General features: G+C 37.3%; 13 protein-coding genes and 9 tRNA genes. 7 read left to right on the top strand and 15 right to left on the bottom strand.

Going from position 1 to position 15,336, the window contains the following annotated elements; genetic code table 11:
• Positions 1 to 87: 87 nt before the first annotated feature.
• The 13 genes from H1R81_RS19305 to H1R81_RS19365 all read right to left on the bottom strand — a co-directional run bounded on the left by H1R81_RS19305 (position 88) and on the right by H1R81_RS19365 (position 7,274).
• Entirely contained in the window at positions 88 to 1,608 is a 1,521-nt protein-coding gene (locus H1R81_RS19305) for a TROVE domain-containing protein (protein ID WP_181842390.1), read from the bottom strand.
• Between the two features lie 74 nt (positions 1,609 to 1,682).
• Positions 1,683 to 1,754: transfer RNA gene (locus tag H1R81_RS19310), tRNA-Ile, on the bottom strand.
• Positions 1,755 to 1,828: 74 nt separating this feature from the next.
• Positions 1,829 to 1,917, bottom strand: a tRNA-Lys gene (locus H1R81_RS19315).
• 124 nt (positions 1,918 to 2,041) lie between these two features.
• Positions 2,042 to 2,114: transfer RNA gene (locus H1R81_RS19320), tRNA-Asn, on the bottom strand.
• Positions 2,115 to 2,547: 433 nt separating this feature from the next.
• A complete protein-coding gene (locus H1R81_RS19325) occupies positions 2,548 to 2,865 on the bottom strand; it encodes a hypothetical protein (protein WP_181842391.1) in 318 nt (105 codons plus the stop codon).
• A gap of 31 nt (positions 2,866 to 2,896) precedes the next feature.
• A tRNA-Glu gene (locus H1R81_RS19330) sits at positions 2,897 to 2,970 on the bottom strand.
• A 172-nt stretch (positions 2,971 to 3,142) separates the two neighbouring features.
• Positions 3,143 to 3,217: transfer RNA gene (locus tag H1R81_RS19335), tRNA-Pro, on the bottom strand.
• A 524-nt stretch (positions 3,218 to 3,741) separates the two neighbouring features.
• Positions 3,742 to 3,827 (bottom strand) — tRNA-Ser (locus H1R81_RS19340).
• A gap of 97 nt (positions 3,828 to 3,924) precedes the next feature.
• A tRNA-Tyr gene (locus H1R81_RS19345) sits at positions 3,925 to 4,010 on the bottom strand.
• Between the two features lie 42 nt (positions 4,011 to 4,052).
• Positions 4,053 to 4,126, bottom strand: a tRNA-Leu gene (locus tag H1R81_RS19350).
• 11 nt (positions 4,127 to 4,137) lie between these two features.
• Positions 4,138 to 4,235: transfer RNA gene (locus H1R81_RS19355), tRNA-Ser, on the bottom strand.
• Positions 4,236 to 4,385: 150 nt separating this feature from the next.
• Positions 4,386 to 5,684 carry a PcfJ domain-containing protein gene (locus H1R81_RS19360; protein WP_181842392.1) on the bottom strand — a complete coding sequence of 433 codons (1,299 nt, stop codon included), beginning with the start codon at positions 5,682 to 5,684 and terminating at the stop codon, positions 4,386 to 4,388.
• A gap of 915 nt (positions 5,685 to 6,599) precedes the next feature.
• Positions 6,600 to 7,274 carry a ClpP family protease gene (locus H1R81_RS19365; protein WP_181842393.1) on the bottom strand — a complete coding sequence of 225 codons (675 nt, stop codon included), beginning with the start codon at positions 7,272 to 7,274 and terminating at the stop codon, positions 6,600 to 6,602.
• 331 nt (positions 7,275 to 7,605) lie between these two features.
• On the opposite strand from H1R81_RS19365, the gene H1R81_RS19370 reads away from it, so the two are divergent.
• The 6 genes from H1R81_RS19370 to H1R81_RS19395 all read left to right on the top strand — a co-directional run bounded on the left by H1R81_RS19370 (position 7,606) and on the right by H1R81_RS19395 (position 13,069).
• Positions 7,606 to 8,004: a helix-turn-helix transcriptional regulator gene (locus H1R81_RS19370; protein ID WP_229251175.1), complete on the top strand. Its 399-nt coding sequence runs from the start codon at positions 7,606 to 7,608 to the stop codon at positions 8,002 to 8,004.
• Between the two features lie 90 nt (positions 8,005 to 8,094).
• A complete protein-coding gene (locus tag H1R81_RS19375) occupies positions 8,095 to 9,699 on the top strand; it encodes a sensor histidine kinase (RefSeq protein ID WP_181842395.1) in 1,605 nt (534 codons plus the stop codon).
• Between the two features lie 21 nt (positions 9,700 to 9,720).
• Positions 9,721 to 11,265: a serine hydrolase gene (locus H1R81_RS19380; protein ID WP_181842396.1), complete on the top strand. Its 1,545-nt coding sequence runs from the start codon at positions 9,721 to 9,723 to the stop codon at positions 11,263 to 11,265.
• A gap of 4 nt (positions 11,266 to 11,269) precedes the next feature.
• Positions 11,270 to 11,860, top strand: coding sequence for a hypothetical protein (locus tag H1R81_RS19385; protein ID WP_181842397.1), 591 nt, complete (start codon positions 11,270 to 11,272; stop codon positions 11,858 to 11,860).
• Between the two features lie 33 nt (positions 11,861 to 11,893).
• Positions 11,894 to 12,583, top strand: coding sequence for a LytTR family DNA-binding domain-containing protein (locus tag H1R81_RS19390; RefSeq protein WP_181842398.1), 690 nt, complete (start codon positions 11,894 to 11,896; stop codon positions 12,581 to 12,583).
• 102 nt (positions 12,584 to 12,685) lie between these two features.
• Entirely contained in the window at positions 12,686 to 13,069 is a 384-nt protein-coding gene (locus H1R81_RS19395) for a DoxX family protein (RefSeq protein WP_181842399.1), read from the top strand.
• Between the two features lie 7 nt (positions 13,070 to 13,076).
• Here the strand turns inward: H1R81_RS19395 and H1R81_RS19400 are convergent, their stop codons facing one another.
• Both H1R81_RS19400 and rpmH read right to left on the bottom strand, forming a co-directional pair.
• A complete protein-coding gene (locus H1R81_RS19400; protein WP_181842400.1) occupies positions 13,077 to 13,424 on the bottom strand; it encodes a ribonuclease P protein component in 348 nt (115 codons plus the stop codon).
• Between the two features lie 166 nt (positions 13,425 to 13,590).
• The gene (gene rpmH / locus H1R81_RS19405; RefSeq protein WP_116985206.1) at positions 13,591 to 13,746 is read right to left on the bottom strand and encodes a 50S ribosomal protein L34; all 156 of its coding nucleotides are present in this window, start codon (positions 13,744 to 13,746) and stop codon (positions 13,591 to 13,593) included.
• Positions 13,747 to 13,859: 113 nt separating this feature from the next.
• Here rpmH and H1R81_RS19410 point away from each other — a divergent pair, with 113 nt between their 5' ends.
• A complete protein-coding gene (locus H1R81_RS19410; protein ID WP_181842401.1) occupies positions 13,860 to 15,281 on the top strand; it encodes a M61 family metallopeptidase in 1,422 nt (473 codons plus the stop codon).
• The last annotated feature ends 55 nt before the right edge of the window (positions 15,282 to 15,336 follow it).

Consider the following 15,336-nt stretch of genomic DNA (forward strand, 5'->3'; position numbering starts at 1 on the left):
CAGGATTGCATGATAACCATTTCACCAATGTTCCTTTGAAAATTCCGGGTCCAGAAACCAGACCCGGAAAGTGATTCTAACCCTAAACTAAATTTCAATTTTATTGATTTCAGCAATTGCGTTACTTCCTTCTTCAATAGCTGCCAGAATATCGAAGATTTTATCTGACCATCCGGCCATCAGAAATACTGAACCTTCGTTAACTGTGTTAACCGGGGTATTTCCGTATCCAGCCAGATCAAACAGATACAAACAAGCATTTGGCGCTATTCTTTTGTATTCAGCCCAAGCCTGAGCAATCGGGCTTCCGCCATTACTATTCCATAGTTGACAGTCAGTAAAAATCATGATTTTGTCGACAACTTTTTTACGGTTAATCAAATCCTGAATTACCAGATGTCCGTTAGTTGAGTAACCTACTTCTCCTTCACGACGATGGAATTCCATTACGTTTGCCAGAATATTGTTTTTAGGCACACTAATGATTTTCCAGGTATCTCCAAACATACCGGTTACTACATCCTGACAACGGTTTTGCAGCAATATGGCCAACATCAAACCGATATCAAAGTTCTGAACAGTGCTTTTTGGTGAAATCACGCGTTGCATTGAACCTGATACATCAGCTGCAATTACTACTCTCGTTCGAGCATCGAAACCACGGATATTATTCGCTGAATGCTGCACAGCAGTTTCCAAAGCAGTCAGAATATTGCTTACCCGTCCGTTTTGCAGATGCTTTACCTCACGGTAAGCTGACAAGAAACGGAAAGGAAATTGTTTACTATTAGCTACTGCACGAGCATTGCTCAATGTAGCACATACTTTCTCGATAGCCTCCTGGCTCACATTGGCTTCAATAATATTACGCAGGTTACGCATCATTGCCATATATCCTAGTTTTCCACTAAGAATCAATTGCTCCCAAGCCTGTGATTTTGCTTCCAGTTTATCAGTTTCTGAGTCAAAATCATTCTGACCAACGGCTGACAAAGTAGCTTCCCAGGTTTGAGCAGTAGCCAGCTCATCTTTAGCAATTTTGTTAAAAATGACTTGCTGAGCTTCATTTTTTGCCTTTGGGTGAACCAGAAACAAAGCATCACGCAGCTTTACATCTGTACCTGTACGATTGTATTTGCTGAACTGGTATTCATCAAATTTATTGAAAGCCTCAGCCAGACCTTTCTGAATCTGTTTTGACAAACGGTTCAGTTTTTTGGTTTCTTTCCGTTGATTAGCCATCTGGTAATAAGCCAGCAATTCGGTAATTTCATCAGCACGCTGAATTACACGGCCAACCGTACGACTTACCAGATTATCACCTTTATGAGTCTGCGCCAACTCTGTCAGCAATACCAATGGCATTGAGCGTAGGTACATTTTTTCACGGGCGTAAACAGCCAGCTTTGCCACAAATTGGGCATCGTTTTTACGGATGAGTGCCTGAATACGAGCCAGTCGGTCATCAGCTTTTTCATAAAAAGTATCTGACAGAATACTGGTTACTATGCTGGTATATAGTTCCATAGCAGGAGTAAGCGTATAGGCTTTTGCTCCCTGATGGTTGACAGTAACATTTTTCTCACGATTCAAAATATTGAATTTCATGGTTGAAAAAATTTTGTTTGAATAACGCCATCTCAGAACCATTCTGAGAGGAAGTATTTGATGCACCAAACTTGTAGTCTGAGATAGAATCGAACTATCGACCAGTTTTGTATAAGAAAACCGCTCTACCATTGAGCTATCAAACTAATTTCAGGGCTATTATCGAAAAGAGTAAACAAAGTTTTAAAGTCGAAGTAACTCTTATCCACGGCACCTGATGTTACTCTGGTCAGGTTCGAACGGCAGCGGCCGACCGTTGACGACTCCCAGCTTAAAAGGCTGGTACTCTACCAACTGAGTTACAAAGTAATAGTATAAACTATCCAGCAATCAGATAAGGACTTGAACCTCAATCTTCGGGGCCAAATCCCGATGTCTTGACCAATTAGACGATCCGATTGTATAATCACAGCATTAACGAAAAAATATAATGCTACCTCAGTTGGTGTCGAACCAACGACCATCACCTTAACAGGGTGCTGCTCTACCGACTGAGCTATGAGGTAATCTTAAAAATGAGGGCAAAAAGCAAAAAGTGCGTTTTAAGGATTCGAACCTTTCAGAATTTCTTCTGGTCACCAAGCGAAGTAACACTTTTTTACGGCACCTCATTGCACCTGATTTAGGCGTTAGTCACAAATAATCACAGCATTTTTGCCTAATCAAGTATTAATCAAAGCCATTTCTGGCATTTGATTGGTTGCGATATGAGATTCGACCTCATCTTAACGGCTCCACAAACCATCGCGTAAACAATTACGCTGTGTAAACCACTACACTAATCGCAACATTTTAAAAATAAGCAAGGTAAATGGCGACAAAAGGCTTTTAAGTGCTCTAACCACCTGAGCTAATAGACCGAAGTCTATAAAGGACTCGAACCTTTGACCTCTGCGTTATCAATGCGAAGTAACTCTTATCTACGACACTTGCTTATTTTTAATTTATACTCGGATATTTTGCATCCATCTCATCAATGATTGAATACGGACTTCCGCTTTCAATCAAATGAATATTCACGAATCCGTTTTCCGGTTTAATTACAGAATCTTCGGCCATAACAGAACCTGTATGCTTTCCTGCTCCTTTCTTGTTTTCTATATTACCAGTACCTGGATTATAGCTTCCCCAATCTGCCATTCTTCCATTGCCGATAGGCTCTATATAATATTTTCTGCCAGTTCGGAAAGAAGTGACAATATGTCTTCCGGTCTCTTCAGAGTTTACCAAGAAATATCTGATAACATCATTTTTCATTGTATTAACTATTAAATTTTAAGACTTCATGTACTTGGTACGGGGGTCGAACCCGTAATTTCCACCGTGAAAGAGTGGCGGCTTAGCCAATTTGCCTAACCGAGCGGATTAATCAAGGTAACAAGCGAGCAGTCTGCTATGGGCTCATCTTTCATGAACTTGGTTGCGTCTTAAATTTCGACTACTGCAAAACCTTACAAATAGGGTTTGTACCTCACGGCAACTACCTATATCTCAACCCCGAAACGAAGTATGACTCCTCTACGACACTTGATAGTCTAGGTGGCAAGATTCGAACTTGCGAACCGATGTTTCCAAAACACCGTTGTATAACCATCTGCATAACACCTAGTTTTTAAAGAAGGCAAATAGCGAAAAGAGTCTATTACGTTGGTCTACCGGACTGAGCTACTGCCTGAATGACGTACTTGTCAGGCAGACCGGATTTGAACCGGCGACACACGGCGTTGAAGGCGAAGTAACTCTCATCTACGGCACTTCTTTTTGTTTTTATCCTTATCAAAGAACTTAATTATCAATTTGATGCTACAAAGTTTCACACGCACTACGCAGCCTTTTTGCGTAGTAAAAAATATTTTTTCAAAGCAAATACAAATACCTAATAATCAAATATTTACAATTTGAAATATTCTAAAGAGCATTGCAATTCAACTTAATAACTTTTCATACTCTGTTACCGGACAAGGAGTCGAACCTTGGTCTTAACGTTCGTATCGTTATATCCTTCTTCTGGACGATCCGGTAATTTACTGATGGAAAAAACAGGAATCGAACCGCGCGGCGGCCGCCTATATGGCTGGTGTTTCAAACAAGTGCCTTGATCAACTTGGCTATTCCCATATTTCAATCATCATTTGGCAGAGAGCAGAAGAATCGAACTTCATTCACGCATGAACCAACTACTTAGCAGGCAGTGTCCTGCCCAGCAGGAATTACTCTCTAAAAATGTATGAATCAAGCTGCACATTCTATCACAGCCAGGGTAATTGCGGCAATATTACAATTACCCTGATTCATCTTTTGGTTTCATCTCTTTTATGGTGGGAAAAGTGCGAATCGAACACACAAGGCTCAGAGCAACGGTGTTACAAACCGCCCCGCTTCCACTTACGGACTATTTTCCCTTAATTATTTATTAAAATCAGCTTATATTATACTGAATTTAGTAAGCATGATTGGATTCGAACCAACATCTAACTGTTTCTGAGACAGCTCTCTCTTCCGATTGGAGTACACGCTCATTTAATTTTGCAGAGGCAATAGGAATCGAATCGCGCGGCGACCGCCCATACTACTTTTCAGTATTACTTGTTTTCAAGACAAGCTCCTCGTCCATTCGGGCTACCTCCGTTTTGTTATTTGCATGGAGCAGGAGCATCAAGCCACTCCTGCAATTCTCCATGCGTATTGTGTTGATTTAGTGAGTTTATTCTACGTTATTATACTCTATAATCGTCTATACTATCATATTTATACGTCCTCGACTCTTTAGATATTATCTACAAATATTTGTCTATCCGAAATCCTTGAGCATCAACCCACTGGGTTAATAAACTCTTTGCTTTTTCACTAATTGGTTTATTGAATCGATACTTGGCTTGTACTACTCTTCCACTTGCCAGATTCACTTCTATGGTTGCCAGCCTTTCCATCTCGAATCCGCATTGGTATTTTCTCAACGAAACTATTCTGGTTCTTCCTTTTGAGCAATAAGAGCTATAGGTAGCTACGCAATGATTCATTTTATTACCTTCGTCCATCAACTCTTTGTTAGATAATAGCTCAACCATTTTGTACTGATTGGCTTTTTCCCCAACTCCCTCTATCACCTCGAACAACTCTGAAAATAATGGTTTCCATACGGCAAACTTTTCCATTTTCTGCTCCTTTGTGAAAGTCAGCCCTTCGTGCCACAAATCACTCTGGCGCATAAGTGAAGTCAATGTTCTTCCTTTTAGCGTGTAGGTTTTGTTTTCATTGAGTTCGTGACGAACATAATCTATGAGTTCCCCAATTTTATCATAATTAAACATTCCCCCTGCAATCAGAATAGGTATGAACTTTTCCCAAAAGGTTTCATCTCTCTTTTCTTTTCGGCCTAGCCAGGAGTAGGCAATTCGATGAGCTAATAACTCATCTCCTCCTAAACCCAATACTTGTGCATGTCTGAATGCCTCAAATACTCTGAATCCCTCCGGGCTTCGCATAAACTCAACCTTCATCTTCTGGCTCAGTGGAATAGTTGAATTGATATGTTTGATGCTCCCGCCTTGTGCCAGAAAGATAAAATCCCGTATAAAGAAAAAATCTTCCTGATAAAAAAATATATAATTCAAAAAAGGAGGAAAAGCGTACTTTGCAAATAAGAAAGCTATGAGTTCCTTAAATCTTTCGTGCTCACTTTTAGTTTTTGGTTTCCAATCTTCAAGTGGACGAATCCATAAGCTTCTGTATTTGGCAATCTGAATTAATGCACCTAAAAAATAAATATCTTTAAACCACCTTGGATTTTTGCTCTCCAGTTTTTCTGTCAGAAAAACTAAATTTTCAATCCATTTTTTAAAAACTTCTTTTTTGTTTCTCTTCTGGTTATAACCCAGAAATTCCATAAAAAAACGAAATCTTGCATTACTCCAATAATTGCCTGTTCTACTCGGGTCAAGAGCTTCATTGATAATTGCCAAGAAACTCTCATTCATTTTAGCTGCTTTTTCGAGCGCTATTTTGATTTGTTTCTCAAACGCCTGTTTCTCTTGTAAATTTTTCTGACGTTCAAGCTTTGATATATGCTTGCCCATAATCGTTTCAATTTGAATTGTTTGAAATTATTCGGGCTAAAACAAAAAGCCCGACCTCGTTTGTGGCTGAGGTCGGGCTTTATGCGGAGCGTTCTAAACAGAACAATCTATGTGCATAAATACTTAAACCTCAGCCATTTCCCATTTCTAAAATCCGCTGTCCAATTCACAAACGACGCACTACCCAAATCCCCGATCGGGCATAGTATGGTCATCTCAAATCGTTTCGGACTTAGGGAAATACTTTGATGTTGATATGTATTTCTGATGAACATTAAAAAAATATTGCTTTAAAAATTCTGGTTCTGAAATTTATTAAACTTGTGGCCTTTTGCATTAAAAAAGCCCGACTTTCTTTGAAGGTCGGGCTTTGTATATTTTGGTGTAAAACTTCTACCTCCATTTACATAAAGCCCAACAATTCCCTCTCACAAACAATAGCATATCTGTGCTATTAATCGGTGCTATGTGTTTTTCTGATCGGTACATTGTTTTCTTGTTTTTGATGCTGCAAAGATAGCGTATTTTATTTTCTACTTTCCAAATTTTTTTTTAACTTTTTTTGAAAAAAAATTTAAACAACTGATTATCAACAATTTAAAAATAAAAATTTCTTAAAATAACCTTAAAAAAACCTATATCCCTATTACTAAATAATTTTAAAATTTAAAAAGGCTTAACCATTTGCTACATTAAGTTATCAGATTTCACCTGTTCTCCTAAAATATTTTATTCAAAAAACACTTACCGGACTTAATAACAAGAAAGTCAAAAAACAAACAAATAAAATTGCACTTTTCTAATATTGAGCATTTGAAAAAACATAAACATCACCCACAAAAAAAGGGATTTCTCTATGCTTTTTACGGCATAGAAAAATCCCTTTTTTATGATGATATAAACCTGTTTTAAAGCTTATTTATCGCGTACTAAAACTTCATCAATCAAGCCATATTCTTTGGCTTCATCAGCTTTCATCCAATAGTCACGATCTGAATCTGCTTCTACTTGTTCTACTGTTTTTCCGGTATGACTTGCAAGGATTTCATATAACTCTTTACGAAGTTTGATGATTTCTTTTACTGTGATTTCCATATCGCGTGATTGTCCTTGTGCACCACCACTTGGTTGGTGAATCATGACACGTGCATGAGGCAAAGCCGAACGTTTACCTGCTGCACCACCTGCCAACAATACCGCTCCCATCGAAGCCGCCAAAGATGTACAGATAGTAGCTACATCCGGGCGCACATACTGCATGGTATCATACATACCTAAACCGGCATAAACCGAGCCACCAGGGCTATTAATATACATTAACACGTCTTTTTTCGCATCAACCGATTCCAGGAATAACAACTGTGCTACTACCACATTGGCGACATAATCATCTACAGCTGTACCCAGGAAAATAATTCTGTCCATAATCAGACGTGAGAATACATCAATCGCAGCGAAACGCATCGGGCGTTCTTCAATGATGTTAGGCGTCATGTTAGTGACATTGTGTTTCATGTAATCATCAAGTGCCAAACCACTCATACCGAGATGATTTACAGCATACTTACGGAATTCTTCTCCAAAATGCATTTTCAATCTTCTATTTAATATGTGTTTATTTATTATTCAACACGAAAAAACCTTGTGAAGTTCTACAGTAGAACTTTCTATATTTCCGTTTTGTTCGATACAAAGATGTCATTTCTTTCAGTAAATTGTAGTCAGAATTTCAGATATTTTATCGGATAAACTGATTTTACAATCTAAGCAGTTTAATAAGATCTTTCTATATCATATATTTATGACGAGATAAACGCTTCTCATTGAACAGATTACAATTCGAAAAGCGTTAGTATATTTTAAAAGGCTTTTTATACTTTTTCAAGAAACACCTATTAATTTTTGACGACTACTTATGGAAATGAAAGCGATAAATATTGGAGAAAAAATTCGTCAGGCACGTCTGCAAAAAGGCTTTTCGCAGGAAAATATGGCCGATATGTTAGGCGTTTCAACCACTGCTTATGGCGATATTGAACGCAATAAAACCGAATTGACCATTACCAGAGCTACAGAAATAGCCAATTTACTAAAATCTAATCTATTAGAATGGCTAGGTGTAGAACTACAACCCGTTGATTTTGCTTTAGAGAAATTGCAACTGGAAAACGAAAAACTGAAAGCGGATGTAGAAAAATGGCAATTGGCTGCTCACTACTGGCGTGAAAAATTTGAGCAACAACGCTTATTGGGCGATTTACTTCGATTAGGAACGCAACAAGCAGAACCACAGGAAAAACGAAAAAAGATTGGCTTCTAAAAATTCATCACATTTTTAAGGGTTTTCATAACATTATCTACTCACACAGTTGATTGAGCCATAGCTTTGTTGAAAAATTACGAAAAAGCTATGCAATCATTTAAACAATTCAGGCGCTACGAGTTTTGGTTTATCCTTCTGGCATTTACCGTCTATATTACTCGTCGCCTGTTTCAATTGGCCGCCCGGTTCGACAGAGATGTTGAACTGGCCGAACGCAGCACTCAGAATGCCTCTGCTGATACAATTCCAAGGTCAATTCATACTATCTGGGAAAGCCTGAGTTCTTACAATCACATACTCAATACTATATTCCCAACCATAGCAGGAGGATTTTTTTTCTTTTGCGCCTGGGCTACTTTTCATTATCTGGTTTTTCCACGTTGGAAATCAAAAGGACAAGAACAAAGTTTATTCTTTGCCTATTTGCTTCTGACGGCTGTTTTAAGTCTGGCAAGTATCTTTTTTTATGACTTCTTCAAACTCTACTGGAGGTTCAGGTTAGATAATTCAGGTCAAATCATTGATTTTAAAGTTTATTCTTTGTTTCGTAAAGCTCGTTTAATGAGTAATACCATTGCTTTACTATCTATTATAGGCTTGTATGAATTGATTATGCAATTTTATTATTTCATAAAAACCAAATTACACGAGGAACCAGAGAAGAATTACCAATATCTTGACTATCTCTTAGTTACTTTCGTTGCTTTGTTTGTTCTGCTATTCGCATTGGTTGCACAACTACCTGTGAGTTATTGGAATGGAGAGCTTCGGGATATAGTATTTATAGCCATTGTTCTAGGAACTACCTACTTGGGGCAGGAGATTTTTACTAATCGGGTAATGCCTTTTATTGCTAATCCGCGTTCAAAAGAGTTTTCGATAGGCCTTACCATATTTCTGGCCATTTGTGGCATGGGTAGTCTTATTTTTTACGCCGTTCGATTAGTTTACTGGACAGCTAATGGCTTTTTAAGAATAGGTTTTCATTTCGAAGAATTTTTCATTGTATTCTTTATTATTGTTTTTGCGTCAGCCATTATAGCTTTCTTGAAAAATGTTTTTTTCAAAGAAAAACTGCAATTACGTACACTCTTTACCCAAAAAACGGCTGAGCTTTCTTCACTCAGGTCGCAGATAAATCCACATTTTCTGTTCAATGCTCTCAATACACTCTATTCAGTTTCATTGAAAGAAAATGCAGATATGACAGCCGATGGCATACAGAAACTTGGTGATATGATGCGTTTTATGCTCAATGAAAATAATCAGGATAGGATTCCACTCAATAAGGAGATAGAATACCTGCAAAACTATATTGAGATACAACGTATGCGCATTGCAGAATCTGATAATATCGAAATCAAAGTAAATATTCAGCCGTCTGACAGAGATATTTTTATTGCTCCCATGCTACTCAATCCATTTATCGAAAATGCTTTTAAACATGGCATTAGTTTCCGTAATCCATCATGGATTTACATCACACTCACATTTGATGATACCAAGCTATACTTTAAAGTCCACAATTCGCTACATGCCAAATCTGAATTAGACCCCGAAAAAGACAATAATGGTATAGGTCTGGAAAACGTAAAAAAGCGTCTGGACTTGATTTACAGAAACCGTTACAGTCTGGATATTCAGAAAAGCGAACAGGATTTCTTTGTTTCTCTTACCATTACTTATTGGTGATACTCTTTACAATATACAATTATGAAAAAGCTATTTATTATTACTATTATCTATTTCACTGCTTTAGCCAACACGCAAGCACAAAGCACAGCTACACAAAAGCTAGACTCGCTATTTACGCAAATAGCTAAAAACGGAGATTTCAACGGCGGTATCTTAGTGGCAGAGAAAGGCAAAATTACTTACCAGAAAGGCTTCGGCTATGCTGATTTTGCCAACAAAAGACTTAACACAGTTGATTCCCGTTTCAATCTGGCTTCTATCTCCAAAACCTTTACTTCGGTTGCGATTCTGCAATTAAAAGAAAAGAAGAAACTTAAACTAGAAGATACGTTTGTTAAATACTTTCCTGAGTTTCCATTTCCAACCATTACTATCAAACATCTGCTTTCTCATACCTCTGGTTTGCCTGATTTAGAATTGTATGAATCGGTGGTTAATGCCAAAGCAGATAGTATTATCAGAAATCAGGCGATTATTCCTATTCTGAAAAACTGGAATCAAAAACTCTACTTCGAACCGGGAGACAAATGGAAGTATTGCAATACTAATTATGCCCTCTTGGCTCTATTGGTTGAAAAATTAAGTAAAATGCCATTCGCATCTTATTTGAAGAAAAATATATTCGAGCCTGCTAATATGTCTGATACCTACTTGCGAATAGGTGCTACTGAACCTCCAACCAATTTGGTAGTGAATCATCGATTGGTTACGTGGTATGACGATACTTACAAAAGTGTAGATTCTATCAGATTCGGAGGTATTAAATACTGTACCTATAACTGCGGTGGGACTTATGGAGATAGTAATATTATGACTACTACTACTGATATGCTTAATTATGACCAGGCGCTTTATAATGGCAAACTACTTTCGCAAAGTAGTCTGGATGAAGCCTTTACTCCTACCCGATTGAATAATGGTACTATTCATTATGACCCATTTGGTGGTGAAATGTCTCTATTAGGTAAAAGCTCATATGGATTAGGTTGGGAAATCTATGAAGATCCAGAACTGGGCAAAGCAGTTAGTCATGGAGGGCATCTTTTTGGTCTGGCAACTAATTTCTACAGAAACCTAAGTAAAAATCAAACGGTGATTATGTATCAGAACGTAGAACGGGAAGGATTGGCATTTTATGGCAAAATACGTGCTTCTCTGGAAATTCTGAATGGCAAAACACCGCAGAAAATATTCTATAAAAAATCGGTCGCCCGTCAATACGGAGCTACTTTAATGAAACAAGGAATTGACCGCGCTGTAACTGTATTTAATGAACTAAAAACTGATAGTACCAACTATTATCTATCTGAAAATGAAATGAACTGGCTTGGGTATGATCTGCTGTTTCAGGCCAGCAAGAAGCATTATTCCTTAGAAACCTTTAAGATTAATACGTTCTTATTCCCAAATAGTTTTAATGTATATGATAGTTACGCCGAAGCCTTAAATGCCAATGGCAAACGTGAAGAAGCAATTATGATGTATCAGAAATCAATAGCAATGAATCCTGATAATGAAGGTGGTAAAGAAATGTTAAAACGTATTTTAGCCAATAAACAGTGAAACTATGAAAAAAATCACTAAAATTCTTCTGATTACTTGCTCTACTATATTTGTAGTAATCATTATCGGTTCTTTTTCTGCCAATAAATATTATGAATCGAAACTCAATAAAGAGATTCATATTGAAGAGGCATTAGAGGTAAATGAATTGAGTCAGATATTAGATAAATATAAAGGCTCATTATTATATGTCGATCATTCTTCTGTTAATTGTGGTGCTTGCTTTGTAGAGTTGAGGGACTATGTACCGCATTTGCAGGCACGTTATAAAGACAAACCGATTATCTTTGTTTATATCTGCTCCGAAAGCAGTTATCCTTTAAGAGACATAAGTAATAATGTATTATGGCGTCGTAAATTGGCGTCTGCTCATGCCAAAGGGCAACACTACTTAGTAAGCAAAGAATTTAGCTGGAAACTTTTTAACCAGACAGTCAAAGAAGATAAAGGCGAGGTACCTTATTACCCCTGGCAATTTATTGTTGATGAAAATGGAGAAATTATTAACACCCATGCAGTAAGACCAATCAATTTGAACGGATTATATAAGCAGTTGGATAGTTTGTTATTGACAAGAAGATATAAATCAATTTAATAAAAAACTTATTTTTGTTTCAAAAAAACGCTAATGCTGACCGCCATTGCCATAGATGATGAACCCCGTGCTCTGGAAGTAGTAGAAGTGCACGCTTCACGCGTGCCCTTTCTTGACCTGAAAGCAACGTTTACTGATGCTTTTGAGGCTATTCCCTATTTGCAGCAAAATAAGGTTGATTTATTATTTCTCGACATAAAAATGCCTGATATTTCGGGTATTGAGTTTATTAATATCCTCCAGAAAGCACCAATGGTAGTATTCACCACCGCTTATTCTGAATATGCCGTAAAGGGTTTTGAGCTTGATGCTATTGATTATTTGCTTAAACCCTTTTCGCTGGCACGTTTTACAAAAGCATGCAACAAGGCTCTGGAGCTCAGCCAATTAGGTAAGGAAAATACTTCTGATTTTATCTTCCTGAAAACTGGGTATGAAGAAGAAAAAGTTTTATTTGATGATATTCTGTACATAGAAGCTGAAGGTAACTACATGTCTTTTATACTGAAAAACAAAAAGCTATTGAGCCGCCAGAATATCAGCGAAACACTGAGTTCTTTACCCGCAAATCAATTTGTCCGGATTCACCGCTCATATGTTGTTGCCATCAATAAGATTCAGAAAATTACTCGTCAGGCCGTCTGGATAGCTGGTAATGAAATTTCTGTGGGGGCATCTTATGAAGATAAGCTAATGGAGATTCGGGAGAAGCTAAAGAAATAGATCATATTCAAAGCTTTATAAAATATTGGTGAGAGATTATTTAAGTAAAAAATTATCCTACTTTTGTCTTTACGACAAAACAAAACTTAAACCGTCTCTAAAATGAAAGAAGCCAATACCGCCGGATTTGCCATTATTCGTATCATTACCGGGTTATTCCTTGTGTATCATGGTTTAGAAATATTCGAAAGTGCTAAAATGCAGGATTACGCCTCATGGGATTCTGTTAAAAGTATGCCTTTTCCGGTTTTCTTTGCCTATCTGGGCAAAGGATGCGAATTAATCGGTGGAATTTTGTTGGCCATAGGTTTTCTGACACGCCCTGCGGCAATAGTTATTACTTTAACAATGCTTTTTATCTGCTTCAAAATAGGCAATGGCAAATTCTGGTACGAAGACCAGTACCCATTTCTATTTGCCTTATTAGCTATGATTTACTTCTTTGCCGGGCCGGGGAAATGGAGTATAGATAATAGAAAAAAATAATATCTCTTTATAATTTTTTAAGGCAGTTTTTGATTCCTTTTTCAATCACAACATAGTTTTCTATTACTTTACCTACATAAATAAAAGAGATATAGTAGGAATTTTTAAGCAATTCTTTATTCAAACGATAAGCTTCTTTCATACGCCTGCGAATCAGGTTTCTATCGGCCGCATGTTTAAACTGGCGTTTAGGTACTGAAAAAAGTACTTGCGTGTGCGTCTCTTCTGATGATTTACATACAACCCGGACAGGATAGGCAAAAACGCCCTCATTGGCAGAATTGTTTCTGTCAAATAAACTGCCGATTATCTTCAGGCTACACAGTCTTTCGTTTTTCTTGAAAGTTTTCTTCACAAATCTGCAAAACTATTGATGTGCACTTAGAGTTACTCTTATTAATACAGAGCCATTTTTTATTACAAAGCTAAACAAAAAAGCCACCGGAAGGTGGCTAAAATATCTTGATTATGTCGCATTTACAAATCGTAAACTTTGAACTATCAAACTGCTAAAAACGAGATTATTTATGTTTTTTCTCGTCAGAAACAGTCAATTTCCATCTGCCACGTGCACGACGTGCAGCCAATACGCGTCTGCCATTAGCAGTTTCCATACGCTCACGGAATCCGTGTTTGTTACGACGCTTTCTGTTTGATGGTTGGAATGTACGTTTCATTATATTTATTTATTTTTGTTCCTTTAATGCTGACTCATCCGTGCTTTTCATAACGGACTGCAAAAATACGTATTAATTTTTAGAAAGCCAACACAGCGGCAAAAAATTGTTTCATGCACTATAAAATTTATTCCAAAGACCGAGCCTCTCATTTTATTGATGTAGAGTGTATTATTGATAATCTCAACGGCGATTCTGTTGAATTACAATTACCAGCCTGGCGTCCGGGGCGTTATGAACTACAAAACTTTGCCAGAAATATTCAGCAATTTGAAGTTTTTGATAATACCGGAGAACAGCTATCAGCAAAAAAAATCACCAAAGACCGATGGAAAGTTCAAACCAACGGAGCAAATAACATTATAGTTCTCTATAACTACTATGCGCAAATTATTAATGCCGGAAGCAGTTATGTAGATGAGCATACTTTCTATGTAAATCCTGTCAACTTATGTATCTATGCCGAAGGGAAAATAAAAGAATCCTGCACGATAGAATTACAAGTAAGAGAGAACGAAAAAATTGCCGGAATTAATGATATCAGGTCTTCGACAGAAAAAAATGAATCTCTGCTCCATTTTATTGATTTCTATCATTTGGCAGATAGCCCTTTTATTGTCAGTTCAACCCTTAAACACGATTTTTACAAGATAGGCAAGGTAAAATTCAACTTATGGTTTGAAGGTAATTTTACCCCTGATTTTAAGCGCATTAAATCAGACTTTAAGAAATTTACTCAGGAGCAAATCAATATTTTCGGTGAATTTCCAGAAAAGGAATACCATTTCCTGACATGGATATTACCAGTAGCTTATTATCATGGAGTAGAGCATCGGAGTTCAACCATGCAGGTATTAGGACCTGATAGCCAGAACTTTGAAGAATTATACATCGATTTGTTGGGTCTCGCCTCGCATGAATTATTTCATACCTGGAATATCTGTAAGATCAGACCCATTGAATTACTCCCTTACGATTATACCAGAGAAAATTACTTTTCGACCTGTTTTGTAGCCGAGGGAGTAACCACCTACTACGGAGATTTAATGCTGAGTCGTTCAGAAGTATTTGACGAAACCCAATACCTGAAAGAATTAGAGGTTTGTTTCAAACGCCATTTCGACCATGCAGATAAAGCATCTCAGTCACTTGTTGAGTCTTCATGGGATTTATGGTTAGATGGTTATACCGCCAGCATTCCCGACCGTAAGGTCTCGGTCTATCATAAAGGAGCCATAGCTGCGCAGATATTAGATTTACATATCCGAAAAGTATCCATTCATACCCGCTCATTAGATAATGTAATGCAATTGATGTGGCAACAATTCGGGAAACCCTTTAAAGGCTATACCATAGAAGACTACCAGGCAATTTGTGAAGAAGTTGCAAACGAAAAACTGGATTGGTACTTTGACGCTTGCATTAAGGGGAATGAATCTCTATTCGATTTATTGAATCGGTATCTGCAACTACTTAACCTGGGGGTGATTAGGAATGAGGAAGGCATAATAAGTTTGGTAAAAACAACAAATTAAGCCTATTATTTGATAAATAGACTGGCATTTCTATACTTTGTATTACAAACGAAAC

This window comes from Emticicia sp. BO119 (genome assembly GCF_013912375.1).
Taxonomy (GTDB): domain Bacteria; phylum Bacteroidota; class Bacteroidia; order Cytophagales; family Spirosomataceae; genus Emticicia.

Excerpts from the sequence above, each read along its gene's own strand:
- H1R81_RS19375 (WP_181842395.1), top strand. The coding sequence starts at position 8,095 with ATGCAATCATTTAAACAATTCAGGCGCTACGAGTTTTGGTTTATCCTT.
- rpmH (WP_116985206.1), bottom strand. The coding sequence starts at position 13,746 with ATGAAACGTACATTCCAACCATCAAACAGAAAGCGTCGTAACAAACAC.
- H1R81_RS19385 (WP_181842397.1), top strand. The coding sequence starts at position 11,270 with ATGAAAAAAATCACTAAAATTCTTCTGATTACTTGCTCTACTATATTT.
- H1R81_RS19360 (WP_181842392.1), bottom strand. The coding sequence starts at position 5,684 with ATGGGCAAGCATATATCAAAGCTTGAACGTCAGAAAAATTTACAAGAG.
- H1R81_RS19380 (WP_181842396.1), top strand. The coding sequence starts at position 9,721 with ATGAAAAAGCTATTTATTATTACTATTATCTATTTCACTGCTTTAGCC.
- H1R81_RS19390 (WP_181842398.1), top strand. The coding sequence starts at position 11,894 with ATGCTGACCGCCATTGCCATAGATGATGAACCCCGTGCTCTGGAAGTA.
- H1R81_RS19370 (WP_229251175.1), top strand. The coding sequence starts at position 7,606 with ATGAAAGCGATAAATATTGGAGAAAAAATTCGTCAGGCACGTCTGCAA.
- H1R81_RS19365 (WP_181842393.1), bottom strand. The coding sequence starts at position 7,274 with ATGCATTTTGGAGAAGAATTCCGTAAGTATGCTGTAAATCATCTCGGT.
- H1R81_RS19305 (WP_181842390.1), bottom strand. The coding sequence starts at position 1,608 with ATGAAATTCAATATTTTGAATCGTGAGAAAAATGTTACTGTCAACCAT.
- H1R81_RS19325 (WP_181842391.1), bottom strand. The coding sequence starts at position 2,865 with ATGAAAAATGATGTTATCAGATATTTCTTGGTAAACTCTGAAGAGACC.
- H1R81_RS19410 (WP_181842401.1), top strand. The coding sequence starts at position 13,860 with ATGCACTATAAAATTTATTCCAAAGACCGAGCCTCTCATTTTATTGAT.
- H1R81_RS19395 (WP_181842399.1), top strand. The coding sequence starts at position 12,686 with ATGAAAGAAGCCAATACCGCCGGATTTGCCATTATTCGTATCATTACC.